Origin of the sequence: Pseudomonas sp. KBN10P06128, assembly GCF_037574945.1 — a bacterium.
Taxonomy (GTDB): domain Bacteria; phylum Pseudomonadota; class Gammaproteobacteria; order Pseudomonadales; family Pseudomonadaceae; genus Pseudomonas; species Pseudomonas aeruginosa.
The window spans coordinates 3,136,546-3,148,901 of record NZ_JBBELR010000001.1; the positions used below are offsets into that span (position 1 = coordinate 3,136,546).

11 protein-coding genes are annotated in these 12,356 nt (G+C 64.5%); all 11 read left to right on the forward strand.

Annotated elements, in window-relative coordinates; translation table 11 throughout:
* The 11 genes from VQ065_RS15025 (at window position 1) to VQ065_RS15075 (ending at window position 12,353) form a co-directional block, all read left to right on the forward strand.
* Window positions 1-3,558, forward strand: coding sequence for a phage tail tape measure protein (locus VQ065_RS15025; protein ID WP_015994825.1), 3,558 nt, complete (start codon window positions 1-3; stop codon window positions 3,556-3,558).
* Between the two features lie 7 nt (window positions 3,559-3,565).
* Window positions 3,566-4,522, forward strand: a complete 957-nt coding sequence (locus VQ065_RS15030; protein WP_015994826.1) for a hypothetical protein — start codon at window positions 3,566-3,568, stop codon at window positions 4,520-4,522.
* 1 nt (window position 4,523) lies between these two features.
* Entirely contained in the window at window positions 4,524-5,447 is a 924-nt protein-coding gene (locus VQ065_RS15035) for a hypothetical protein (protein ID WP_015994827.1), read from the forward strand.
* Window positions 5,447-7,150: a hypothetical protein gene (locus VQ065_RS15040; RefSeq protein WP_015994828.1), complete on the forward strand. Its 1,704-nt coding sequence runs from the start codon at window positions 5,447-5,449 to the stop codon at window positions 7,148-7,150. Before VQ065_RS15035 ends, VQ065_RS15040 begins: the two co-directional genes overlap by 1 nt.
* A complete protein-coding gene (locus tag VQ065_RS15045) occupies window positions 7,140-7,961 on the forward strand; it encodes a phage BR0599 family protein (protein ID WP_340080421.1) in 822 nt (273 codons plus the stop codon). The genes VQ065_RS15040 and VQ065_RS15045 overlap by 11 nt, the downstream gene beginning before the upstream one ends.
* 8 nt (window positions 7,962-7,969) lie before the next feature.
* Complete coding sequence (locus VQ065_RS15050; protein ID WP_003094581.1) at window positions 7,970-8,209, forward strand: hypothetical protein; 240 nt, start codon at window positions 7,970-7,972, stop codon at window positions 8,207-8,209.
* Window positions 8,206-8,424 (forward strand): hypothetical protein, encoded by a 219-nt coding sequence (locus VQ065_RS15055; RefSeq protein WP_119566247.1) that lies wholly within the window; start codon window positions 8,206-8,208, stop codon window positions 8,422-8,424. Before VQ065_RS15050 ends, VQ065_RS15055 begins: the two co-directional genes overlap by 4 nt.
* On the forward strand, window positions 8,414-10,621 hold the full coding sequence (locus tag VQ065_RS15060) for a phage tail protein (RefSeq protein WP_126117184.1): 2,208 nt from the start codon (window positions 8,414-8,416) through the stop codon (window positions 10,619-10,621). Before VQ065_RS15055 ends, VQ065_RS15060 begins: the two co-directional genes overlap by 11 nt.
* The gene (locus tag VQ065_RS15065; RefSeq protein WP_021204931.1) at window positions 10,618-11,766 is read left to right on the forward strand and encodes a hypothetical protein; all 1,149 of its coding nucleotides are present in this window, start codon (window positions 10,618-10,620) and stop codon (window positions 11,764-11,766) included. Before VQ065_RS15060 ends, VQ065_RS15065 begins: the two co-directional genes overlap by 4 nt.
* Window positions 11,763-12,050 (forward strand): hypothetical protein, encoded by a 288-nt coding sequence (locus VQ065_RS15070; protein WP_021204930.1) that lies wholly within the window; start codon window positions 11,763-11,765, stop codon window positions 12,048-12,050. The genes VQ065_RS15065 and VQ065_RS15070 overlap by 4 nt, the downstream gene beginning before the upstream one ends.
* Window positions 12,051-12,128: 78 nt before the next feature.
* Complete coding sequence (locus VQ065_RS15075; RefSeq protein WP_015649550.1) at window positions 12,129-12,353, forward strand: DUF7364 domain-containing protein; 225 nt, start codon at window positions 12,129-12,131, stop codon at window positions 12,351-12,353.
* Window positions 12,354-12,356: the final 3 nt, after the last annotated feature.

The window sequence follows — 12,356 nt, forward strand, 5'->3', positions numbered from 1 at the left end:
GTGGCCGACCAGGACCTTGTATTAGCCCTGCGCATCCGCGCTGACCTTCAGCAGGGTGCGGACCAGGTCGAGGAACTGTCCAACTCGATCCAGGCCGCTGGTGACCATGCCAGCCAGGCTGGCCGGGAGCTGTCCGGTTTGGGGGAGACGGCCGACCAGCAGGCGGCCCGGATCAAGGCGATGGTCGCCGCGTCCCTGCAACAGCGGGAAGCGCTGGACGCGCTGGCGGAAAGTTCAGATCGGATGAACACCGCCACGCGGGCAGCCACCAGCGGATGGCAGGAAAGCGCCCGCGCTCAATCGGCGTCGATGAATGCCTACCACAACGCCGAGCGCGCCCGCGAACAGCAGGTTGCAGCCGAGCAACGAGCGGCCGAGGCAGCGGCGAAAGCGACCGCCGAGTTCGACCGGCAGCAGGCCGAGCTGGGCAAACTGCTCGCGGCCATCGACCCGGTCACTCGCGAGCTGGAGAAGCTCGACAGCCTCCAGGCGCGCCTGAATGCTGCCAAGGGTCGAGGTATCGACCCGGACGTCTTTACGACCTACAACGCCAAGCTCCAGGAGCAACGGGACCGCCTGCTCGGCACGTCTGACGCCATGGCCGTGGCCGGCATTTCGGCAGGTCAGTACCGCCAGGCCATGCGGCAGTTGCCGGCGCAGATCACCGACGTTGTCACCAGCCTGGCTAGCGGGATGCCGCTGTGGATGGTTGCCATCCAGCAAGGCGGGCAGATCAAGGACAGTTTCGGTGGCGTCGGCGCGACGTTCCAAGCGCTGGGCGACCAGGTCAAATCGTTCTTCGGGATCGCGAGTAACGCTAGCGACGGCCTGGACGACATCGCCCGAGGGGCGGACGCTGCCGCAGCGTCGGCCAACAACGCCAAGACGGCTATGGTAGGCCTCAGCGGAGCAGGTAGCGCCTTTATAGTCATCGGCGCGGCGGTGGCCGCTGCGGGCGTGGCGCTGGCTCTGGCATATGAGAAAGGCAGCTCAGAGGCGGACGAGCTGAACAAGGCCATCGTCCTGACCGGCAACTATGCCGGCACCACCGCCGGGCAACTGTCCGCCATGGCGGCGTCACTCGCCAGGGCGAACGGCACTCAGTATGAGGCCGTGGCGGTACTGTCGGAAATCACCGCGACCGGCAAGTTCACGGTTGACCAGATCGAGCAGGTTGCCACTACCTCCATCGCGATGCAGGAAGCGACCGGCAAGGCTGTTTCGGATACGGTCGCCGAGTTCTCCAAGCTGGCCGACGAACCGGTCAAAGCCTCGCAGCAGCTCAACGAGAAATATCACTACCTGACCGCCTCGGTTTACGAGCAGATAGCCGCCCTCGATCAGCAAGGCGATTCGCTGGGTGCCGCCCAGCTGGCCATGGATGCCTATAGCCAGGCAATGGACGAGCGGGCGAGCCAGATCGTCGAGAACCTGGGCACCCTGGAAACCGCTTGGAAGACCGTTGCCGGGGTGGCCAAGGGCGCCTGGGACGAAATGCTCGGCGTGGGCCGGACGGAGACGCCCGAGGAACGCCTGGAGCAACTGACCAAGGGGCAGGCCTTCCAGCCGGGGCGCGCTGTGGCCAGCGGGGCTGTCTTCGGCCCCTTGGGCTGGTTCAACGAGCTACGCAAGGCGTATCAGCGCAGCTCGATGTCGGACGACGAGCGCGGGAAGCAATTCACCGATGCCCTCCAGGAAATCCAGGACGAGGGCGAGAAGGCGCAGAAGGCGCGCCTGGATCGCTACCTGGAGGACGAGGCAATACGCGGCCAGCAGAGCATGGACAAGCTGCTGGAGTCGGTGCGCACCAACAAGGAAAAGCGCGACAAGCTCAACAGGGAGCTGGACCGGAGCATTGCCGCGATCCAGGCGGCTAACCCGAACGACGAACGCCTGCGGCCGGAAAATATCGCCGCCGCTCGCAAGGCCATCGATCAGAAGTACAAAGACCCGAAAACCCCGAAAGGACCGTCTACGCCCCTCGACCAGTCCAGCGTCACCGAGGCGAAGAACCGCCTGGACCAGTTGCAAACCGATTTCAGGAACGCCGAGCAGAAGCTCCAGGCGCAGCAGCGCGCCGGCCTACTGAGCTATGCGGACTATGTCGCGCAGCGCGGCGAACTGATCAGCCAGAACAAGGACCAGGTCACCGCAGCCTATGAGGGGGAAATCCAGGCGCTGGAGGCGCTGCGCGACAAAAGTTCCACCACGGCGGCCCAGCGCATCAGCCTGGACCAGAAGATCGCCGAGGCCAGGAACAACATGGTCAAGGCACAGAAGAAGGCCGACGCCGACCTGGAAGTCCTCCAGCTCAACGAACAGGGCCGCCTGAAGAAACAGGCCCAGGCAGTCAAGGCCTACAGCGACGCGCTCCAGCAACAACAGGATGCGCTGGCCCTCCAGGGTCAACGTGCCGCCGCTGCCGTGGGCATGGGCGCGCAACAGCGCCGCTTGTTCGATCAGCGTGGCAGCCTTGACGACCGATTCGCGCAGCAGCGCCTGGACCTAGCGAGCCAGTACGGTGACGGCTCGCGAGGCATGAGCCTCGACGAGTACAACGACAAGCTCAAGGCGCTGGAAGCTAACCATGCCGCGATGACCCAGCAGCTGCAACGCAACTACGCCGACCTCCAGGCCGCCCAGGGCAACTGGGTCAACGGGGCGACGTCGGCGTTCGCTGATTACATCGACTCCGCCAGGGACGTCGCGGGTCAGACCTACGAACTGTTTAGTAACGCCTTCTCCGGTCTGGAGGATGCCGTCGTTACCTTTGTGACGACTGGCAAGGCGTCGCTGGATGACTTCGTCCGCACCATGATTGGCGACCTGGCCAGGATGGCGACCCGCCAGCTGGGGGCGTCTCTGCTTTCCGGGTTTGGCCTGGGTGGTGGCACCGATGGCGGCGCCCAGGGGCTGACGGTCGGCGCCTCGGCTGTATCCGCCTCGGCCGGCGCCCTGGCGACTGCTGGCGGCACGCTCCTGAGCGGCGCCGCCGCTATCCAGGCCGCTGCCGCCTCGCTGGCCGCCGCCAATGGTGTCAGTGGGGTGACCGGCGCTGCGGGAGCTGCCGGGGCCGCTGGAGTGGCTGGTGGCGGGAGTGGCTGGTTGTCTTCGATCACCAGCATTTTCGGCTTCGCGGGTGGTGGCCAGGTCCAGGGACCAGGCACCCCCACCAGCGACAGCATACCGGCCTGGCTATCCAACAATGAGGTCGTAATCCGGTCGGCATCCGCCATGCAGCCAGGGCTTACTCCGCTGCTGCTGGACATCAACCAACGCGGATGGGCTGCGCTCCATGACTGGGCGGGAGCCGTCCGCCACGCCACCGGAGGCGTCGCCGGCATTCCCGCGCCATCCCTGCCACGCCCAAGCATGGGCGCCGCTCAGATACAGGAGCCGTCCAAGAATTTCAGCACCGCAGTGAACAACGCGGTCCACCTCCATGCCGTTCAAGACCCCGACCAGATGGCGGCCGACATGTGGGCCGGCAAGGGCGGCGACCATTACATCGTCTGGCTGAACAAGAACCGCCAGCTCGTCAAGCAGATTATCGGATAGGAGTCCCATGGCCACCGAATTCGGCACCGCCACGAACCATGCTGACCTTGTCGAGCGCCTCGTCCAGTTCCTCACCGCGCACCCAGACCTGGTCGCGGCTGGGCAGGCCTACGAGAAGGTTTTCGACAACACCATCCCCGCGTCCGGCACTGCGATAGCCGTGCGCCAGGTGACACTGCGCGCCCCAGGCCTGGGCGGCACCGATAGCATCTACATGGGGATTCAGAGCTACGGCGATACCGCCCTGGACTACTACAACCTTCGCCTGATGGGCGGCACGGCGTTCAATCCTGGAGCAATCCCGCCTGGCGGAGACTACTGGACCGCGTTTGCTAACTACAGCCCGCGGGTTCAGGCGCTGCTGTGGAACCAGCCCATGCCGTACTGGTTCTTTGCCAATGGTCGCCGGTTCTGGATGGTCGTCAAGGTCAGCACGATCTACGAGTCGGCCGGCGCCGGCTTCATCCTGCCACCCTGTCCACCGTCGCAGTACCCGTACCCACTCGCTGTAGTCGGGTCGTATCGCGGGGACGTCGCTGTGCGCTGGTCCGATGTGAGTGACCGGCACCGAGGCATCAGCAGCCCCTACGAGCGAAGCTGCTATCTCCGCGATCCCGCCGGGCGCTGGCTCGGTTTCACTGTAGACGGAGGGGCTGCCAACGAGTCCGACTACAACAATCGGACGCTCCTCCCGCTGGGCTGCGGCCGTTATGCGGGCAGCAGTGACACCGTGGTCAAACAACTGCGGGATTCATTCGGGAAGTTCCCGCTCAAGGCGCTGTCGTTCGTCACCCGCGAAACCGAGGGGCGCCGAAACCTGGGCGACTTCGACGGCGCTTTCTACGTGCCAACGCTCAACTCCGGCGCCGAGGACGTGATTGTCGAGGACGGAGTGGACCACGTTGTTTTCCAAACCGCCTGGCGCTCGGGCAACCCCTGGCTCTACGCAATCAGAAAGGACTGACATGGCCTATTTCACCGGTACTGCGAACAACCCGTCTGACTTGCTCGCCAAGCTACGCGTCCACGCTGAGTCGCTCGGCTGGGTCACCGACCGCGCCTCGGCATCGGAATGGCTCTGTCACAACGCTGATGGGTACTGGTCATTCAATGCCGGAGCCAATCAGTTTCAGATCGCGGGCAATACGGGGTTCGACAACGGGCTGGCGTGGAACGCGCAGCCCGGTAACTCGGTGCAGAACAACCCTTATTCGTCGAAGGGACCGACCGTCGCACAGCTGAGCGGTGGGCCGTTCACCCGTTACCACCTGTTTGCCACGGCGGCCTATCTGCACCTGCACGTCGAGATCGCGGCAGGCCAGTTCCGGCCGGTGATGATTGGCTCGCTCAACAAGCGCGGAGTCGAATACAGCGGCGGCCAGTACGTATGCGGCTCCGTAATCTATCAGTCAGGCCAGATGCTGACATCGAGCTGGTCCTGTCATCCGTTCGACGGCTATCACGTTCGCTATAGCGACGGTGGTTGCGTACTGCGCCTGGATGGCTTGGATGGCGGCCCCTCGCCCGACTGGCTGCCGTTCGACTACACAACGAACGTCCCCCGGCGCGTCGTCGGCCCCGGTCGCGGAAACTACAGGAATCAGTACCATCCTGACGTCGGACTGATCGACGCCAGCGCAAACGAGCTGAACAGCTCGACCACCACTGTGCCGTGCGCCATCTATGCGTTCGGCGCTCAGCAGCGCTCGCGCTACGTGGGCGAAGTGCCGGACTTTGGCATGTGCAACATGGCCTTCCTCGCGCCTGGTGATCCGCTTGTCGTCGGTAGCGACACTTGGCGCGTCTATCCGTTGCTCCAACGCGGAACCGCTACCGACTTCGACAGCACCAGCGCCTGGGTCGGCTATTGCTTCCGGGTGGTCGAGTGATGGCGACGTTTCCGGGGTTCCAGGTGCCGAAGCCTGTGGAGGGGATCGTTGCTGGCATCACGCCGAATATCGACGCCCTGGAGCTGAACCAGGACATCAGCCTTGCAGCGGTCGCGGCCTCGACTTGGGCCGGCGCCTATGGGGCGCATCAGCCGGTAGAGGTGATCCATTCGACCTACCAGGCTGTCCACCAAAGCGCTCTGGAAGAGAACTACTACAACCGCCTCTGGTTGATTCCGACCGCAATGGAACTGGGCAACGTCGTCAGCACCCAGATACGACCGGCATCTGTCTGGAACGCATATTTCAGTCCGCGCACGCTGACTGCCATCGAGCGGGAAGATGCAGACGGCATCACGCTATCCGGCCAGTCGTCGCCGCCGCTGGGTTTTGCCGCCTTGGAAGAACGCACCTGGACGGTCAGCATCGGCACCGACGGCCCGCCCGTGGTCAATGCGCGGATCGTCTGGAAGCTCCAGGGCGAGCCGGACCTGGTGCTGGTCATCACCGGCAATCGGATCATCGCCTGGACGTTCGCCCCGGACTGGGGCGACAGCATCGTCGAGCGCCTCAGCGCCTCGACAAATATCCTGCAAAGCGAATCGGCCGTGACCCAGCGCCGAGCCATGCGCCTGGCGCCGCGCCGGGAGTTCGACGCGAACATGTACGCGGTGGACCGCGAGCGGCAGCTGCTGGACATGACGCTGTTCGGCTGGGGCGCGCGCATTTGGGCGCTGCCGATCTGGCCTGATATCCAGCTGCTCCAGCAGCCGTTGGCGGCCGGCTCGCTGAGCATTCCGTGCGACACGGTCGGCCTCGACTTCCGCGACGGCGGTCTAGCGATGCTGCGCGGCGAGGACGCCTTCAACTATGAGGTCGTCGAGGTCAAGACGGTGGCCGCCGCCGGCCTGGACCTGGTCCGCCCCGTCCAGGCCGCCTGGGGAACTGGCTCGCGACTGTACCCGGTACGCACCGCGCAGCTGACCGAACAGCCCACGCTGACCCGGCTGACCGATACCGCGCAGTCTGCGCGGGTGTCGTTCCTTGTGATGGAACCCAGCAGTTGGCCCGAGGTGATGCCGGCGACGATGTACCGGGGGCGTCCTGTCCTGGAACAGCGCCCGGACGAAAGCGAAGACCTCACCTCTAGCTATCAGCGCCTGCTGTCCACCCTGGACAACGGCAGCGCCATTCCGCGCGTGACTGACGTCGCCGGGATGGCGCTGCCGGTCTTGGGGCATCGCTGGATCGGCATGGGCCGAGCCGAGCGGTCGGCGTTCCGTAGCCTGGTCTATGCGCTGCGCGGCCAGCAGAAGCCGCTATGGGTGCCGACCCACGCCGACGACCTGACGCTTGTCGGAACCGTGTCCCAGCTGGCCACCGCGCTGGACGTGCGCAATATCGGCTATGCCCGTTTCGCCAACGGCCGGCCGGGCCGTCGCGACATCCGCATCGAGCTGTACGACGGCACGGTCTATCACCGCCGCATCCTCACCAGCACCGAGCTGGACGCCGACACCGAGCGCCTGGCCATCGACGCCGCCCTGGGCCGGCTGGTCGAGCCTGGTGACGTGGCGCGCATTTGTTTCATGGCGCTCTGTAGCGCCGCCACCGACGTGGTCGAGATCGAGCACGTCACTGATAGCGAGGGCGTAGCAACTGCCGCCCTGACGTTCAAAGGGGTTCGTGACGATGAGTTTTAACAGCCGCGAAAGCTCGCTCGCGGATGGGCAGCCGGTGCGGCTGTACCAGTTCAGCCGTGGCGCGATCCGCTGGAGCTACAACAGCAGCGACCGGGACATCACCTACCAGAACCAGATTTTCCGCACGGTGCCGGGCGGCATCACCGACAACGGGATTATCTGTTCCGGCGATCCGCAGTCCGACCAGTTCGTCATCACCGCCCCGGCCGACCTCGATGTCGCGCTGCTGTACAAGACCCGGTCGCCGAGTGGTGCCATCGACTTGGTCGTCTACGACATGCACTACGGCGACGCCGAGGCAGCGGTTTCCTGGGTAGGCCAGATTGGCGATGTGGACTGGCCGACCGTGGATAGCTGCCGCATAACGTGCGTGTCCGAAGATGAACTGATGGACCAGCCCGGCCTGATCGACACCTACTGCCGCACCTGCACGGCAGTTGTTGGCGACCACCGCTGCAAGGTCAACCTCGTTCCGTATCGCGTGACGCTGACGCCGCAGAGCATCAGCGGCTGGGTGATCTCCAGCGGCGTGGTCGCCGGTTATGCCGATGGCTGGTTTACCGGGGGCTACGTCGAGTGGCAGGTGGACGGCGACAACTACGATAGCCGCTACATCGAGCGGCACGCCGGACCCGATCTTTACATCCTGGGCGGCACCGAGGGCATTCCGGCAGGTGGCCAACTGCGGGTTTATCCAGGTTGCGACGGGCTCGCGCAGACCTGCAACGACAAGTTCAGCAACCTCCCCAACTTCAGGGGGTTTAACGCGATGCAAGGCAAGTCGCCGTTCGATGGCGATCAGGTCTGGTGAGGTAGGCCATGGACCCGATCACAATCAATCTCGTCATCTTGGCGGCGTCGTTCATCCTATCCAAGGTCTTGGCGCCGAAGCCGCAGAAGCCCAAGCCGACCGCCTTTGAAGACATCGATTTCCCGCGCTGTGACGAGGGCGACGAACAGGTCGCCGTCTTCGGTCAGTGCTGGTCGAAGAGCTGGATGGTGCTGACCGTGGGCAACTACAGAACAAAGGCGATCAAGACCAAAGGGAGCAAGAAATGATCGTTACGGCTCAGCACCTGCATACCGTGCCGACCTGGACCACTCGGCAGGGCTACTGCCACCGGCAGGCGCGAGACTTCTTCAAGCGCCATGGCCTGGATTGGATGGCTTTCCTACGGGACGGCATCGAGGCCGACGTGCTTGTCGCGACCGGCGACGCGCTCGCGCTCAAATTGGTTGAACATGCACGCCTGGAGGTGGCCGATGGGCGCTAAACCGAAGGCGCAAACGGTCGGGTTCGAATACTTTTTTGACATCCATTTCGCCCTGGGTAAGAAGATCGACGAGGTCTGTGCAATCCGGGCGAGCGGAAAGACCGCATGGAAGGGCTCGATCACAAGTAACGGCCAGGTTCGAATCAATGCGCCGGACCTGTTTGGTGGGAAAAAGGGCGAAGGCGGCCTCGACGGAACGCTTGACGTGCTGTTTGGCGAAGAGGACCAGGGCGTCCTGCCTCGCTTGGCGGCCATGCTCGGCGGCCTGGTGCCGGCTTTCCGGGGCGTTACCACGTGCTTCTATTCCGGCCTAGTCACCGCCATGAACCCCTACCCGAAGACCTGGGAGATTCTGCGCCGAGGTGGCAACCGCCTGTGGGACGGCAACCCCTGGTATCCCGAAAAGCAATTTATCTGGCTCGCGGACGGTCAGATCAAAGCGATGAACCCGGCGCACATCCTTTATCTCGTCTACACCGGCCGGGACTTCCGGGGGCTGGCCCGCACGCGGATGGACGAGGCGAGCTGGCGGGTCGCTGCCGACAAGCTGTATGCCGAGGGTTTCGGGCTGTGCTTTGAATGGACCAGGTCCGACACGTTCGCCAACTTCTGCGAGACGGTGAAATCGCATATCGGAGCCGAGGTCTACCCGAACCGCCAGACTGGGCAGATCAGCATCCGGCTCCTGCGTGACGACTACAACGTTGCTGACCTGCCGCTGTTCGACGAAGACAGCGGCCTCCTGGAGATCACCCAGGAGAAGACCGGCTCGACGTCGCTCGCGCCGAGCCAGCTTATCGTGAAGTACATCGACCAGACTGACGGTGCGCAGCGCCAAGTCATCGTCAACAACAACGCGGTCGCCGCGTCGCAGGGGCGGCGGTCGTCCGAGGAAGTCGAGTTCCTGGGCGTGCCGACTGGCGAGCTGGCCGGGCGAGTCGGTGAGCGGGAAATGCGTCTGAAGACCACCGGCCTGAAGCGCTATAAGGGCGTATTCGACCGCCGTGCCCGTAGCCTGAACCCAGGCCAGCCGTTCCGCATCCGTTCGACCCGGCGCGGCATCCCTGAAACCGTCGTCCGGGTCGGCCGGATCGAGGACAACTTCCTCGGCGACGGCAAGATCACCCTGACCGTCGTCCAGGACCAGTTCAATCTGCCGGCGACTACCGGCGTGGCACCACCGCCACCGGGCTGGACCCCGCCCGACCGGACGCCTCGGGCGGTCACCGTGCGCCGACTGATCGAGGCGCCATATCGCGAACTAGCCGGCGTGATCGATCCTGCGAATCTCCAGCTCCTGGACGTGTCCGCCTCGTATCTTGCCGCCTTGGCCGAGGCGCCGACGAGCCTGTCGCAGAGCTACACCTTGACCGACCGCGTCGGCAGTTCGGGCGCGTTCGTTGATCGCGGAACCGGGGATTGGTGCCCGACCGGCCTGCTCGCCGCCGAGCTGCCGCTGGCGGCCGGTCCGAACGTCGTCACGTTGACGAACGCCAGCCGGCTGGAGGACGTCACTGTCGGCCAGGCGGCCGTGGTGGATGACGAAATCGTCCGGGTCGATGCGGTCAACTACGCCAGCGGTACTGTCACCCTGGCGCGCGGCTGCGCCGATACCGTGCCGGCCAAGCACTTGGCCGGGGCTCGAGTCTGGTTCTACGACGCGTTCGAAGCGGTGGACGAGACGGTATACAGCCAGGGCGTGACGCTCCAGGCCCGGCTGCTGACCAACACCAGCGAGGGCCAACTGGCCCCGGCGCTGGCCGCCACTGACAGCCTGACGCTGACCGGGCGCCAAGGTAAGCCGTACCCGCCCGGCCAGTTCCGCATTAACGGCAGCGCGTACCCGGCCAAGGTCTACGGGGTGCTGTCGGTGAGCTGGGCGAAGCGCGACCGGATCGGCCAGGCCGACCAGTTGATCGATACCACTGTCGGCAACATCGGACCCGAAGATGGGGCGACGGTGACGCTCCAGGTCTACAGCGGCACGACGCTGAAGCGCACCTATGCCGGCCTCACATCCAGTAACTGGTCCTATCCGGTGGCCGAAGACGTCGCTGACGGCCCGCTCCAGGACGTGCGCCTGGTCCTGCGCAGCGTCCGCGACGGCATCCAATCCTGGCAGCAACACGACATCACCATCGAACGACACGGCCTGGGCTTCCGCTTGGGCGAAGACCTTGGAGGCGTTTCCGCATGACTCTCTATATGGGGCCGAATACCGGCCTGCTGATCAATGGCTTGCCGGGAGAAGGGCATTACAGCGATCTGATTCGGATGTGGCGCTGGGACGACTTCCTTCGCCAGCCGGTCGTCAAGGGGCGGGTCGCAACGCTGCCGACCAGCGGCCAGGCCGAGGGTGACACATACATTTTCACCGGGGCCGGGGCGAACCAGAACCGCCTGGCCCGCTGGTGGGCGACTGGCGCGACCACGCCCATTTGGGAGTACATGCCGCCCAGGCTGGGCTGGCGGGTGCAGGTGGCGAACGAGGCCACGCCTGCTGGCCAGGTCAAGACATATGAGTTCGGGGCCAGTGGCTGGATGGAACTGGTGGGCGGGATGGCCGACGCGCCGAGCGACGGAAAGCCATATGCCCGCGAAAGCGGCGCTTGGGCGGAGTTGGGATCGGCAGCGAAATCGGCGCTCAACGTTCTGCCGTTCATGAACCTGATGCCCGACATGGGTCGCTTCGCGGGGACCGCAGCCAATCCGCTGAATACGATGTTCACAACGTCATGGACTCCAAGCACTTTCATCAATGGCTGGAACGGCGCGACCCTCGCAGATGGGGGCAAGTTCGCCTTCGACAACAGCACGAACGGCGGGGCGGGGCCGGCGCTCAATGCTCGGGTGCAGGCGCTGCTTGCGGCAATGGGCCGGACGTGGACGTCAGTGTCCCGATACGGGGTCGAGTTCTTCACCACGGTGCTGACAGCGGGATCGCAGACAACTACCGGCTCGGCCGGCGCGGATGGGGTTACGCGGTATCTGTGCTGTTCCAACGGCAGTAAGACCGTTTTCAACGCGGGCGCGTGGGCGACGGTCGTCATGTGGTTGCGGGTCGAAAGCGGCTCGGCTCATATCTCGTCGGCGCCTTATACGACCCATCGGCTTTGGATCAATGGCGCTGTCGCTGCTCCTGGCGTGGTGCTGCCTGCGAACCAATGGGTGCATCTGCGGTTCTCGATGCAGTCATACAACGGCTATGACAACGCGTGTCCGTACATCTACGCATCCGCAGGGGCTCAGATCGCGTTCGCATGCCCGGCGTGGTTCGGTGGTCTCGTCGATCCAGGCATCCACGTCGCACCCATCCTGACCATCAACGGAGCAAGCGCATGATGAAGCGGGTTCTCTACAAAGGGGCGTTCTTCACTGAGTGGGACGGCCCGCTGGCGGCCATCGCTGAAACTGCCGGAGTGAGCATGGACGATCTCGCGTTCCACCCGGATGACGCGCTGGCGGAGGTCCAGGAACTGCGCCGGCAGGCATACCGGGACGAGGCAGACCCGCTGCGCCTGGAGGCCGAGTATGACGCCATCGCTACCGGCACAGCGCCGGACCTGTCGGCCTGGGTCGCAGCTGTCAAGGCGATCAAAGAGCGCTATCCGCTCCCCCAGTCCTAAGCGTTTTGATAATTGTGACCAACGTCTCCTTTTTGCTACGGTCCCCCGCTGATGTGCGGAGTAGATAGGGATGTTGGTATGAACGAGATGCTTAGACGGAGACTGCGGGCGGAGCTGCTAGAGGTCGGTTTCCTAAACCAGTGCTGCCTTGACCTGATGGATACCATGGCGTCCGAATTCAGCCTCTCGCAGGATCAGCAGGAATGCTTCGAACAGCTGAGCCGATTCCTACGGGAGGGCATCGGCAAGCTGACCGCTCTGTCTGAGCGGGTAGCCGATGGCGATATCGTCGTCCTGTGCTGAACT

Excerpts from the sequence above, each read along its gene's own strand:
- VQ065_RS15055 (WP_119566247.1), top strand. The coding sequence starts at position 8,206 with ATGATCGTTACGGCTCAGCACCTGCATACCGTGCCGACCTGGACCACT.
- VQ065_RS15045 (WP_340080421.1), top strand. The coding sequence starts at position 7,140 with ATGAGTTTTAACAGCCGCGAAAGCTCGCTCGCGGATGGGCAGCCGGTG.
- VQ065_RS15030 (WP_015994826.1), top strand. The coding sequence starts at position 3,566 with ATGGCCACCGAATTCGGCACCGCCACGAACCATGCTGACCTTGTCGAG.
- VQ065_RS15060 (WP_126117184.1), top strand. The coding sequence starts at position 8,414 with ATGGGCGCTAAACCGAAGGCGCAAACGGTCGGGTTCGAATACTTTTTT.
- VQ065_RS15035 (WP_015994827.1), top strand. The coding sequence starts at position 4,524 with ATGGCCTATTTCACCGGTACTGCGAACAACCCGTCTGACTTGCTCGCC.
- VQ065_RS15075 (WP_015649550.1), top strand. The coding sequence starts at position 12,129 with ATGAACGAGATGCTTAGACGGAGACTGCGGGCGGAGCTGCTAGAGGTC.
- VQ065_RS15070 (WP_021204930.1), top strand. The coding sequence starts at position 11,763 with ATGATGAAGCGGGTTCTCTACAAAGGGGCGTTCTTCACTGAGTGGGAC.
- VQ065_RS15065 (WP_021204931.1), top strand. The coding sequence starts at position 10,618 with ATGACTCTCTATATGGGGCCGAATACCGGCCTGCTGATCAATGGCTTG.
- VQ065_RS15040 (WP_015994828.1), top strand. The coding sequence starts at position 5,447 with ATGGCGACGTTTCCGGGGTTCCAGGTGCCGAAGCCTGTGGAGGGGATC.
- VQ065_RS15050 (WP_003094581.1), top strand. The coding sequence starts at position 7,970 with ATGGACCCGATCACAATCAATCTCGTCATCTTGGCGGCGTCGTTCATC.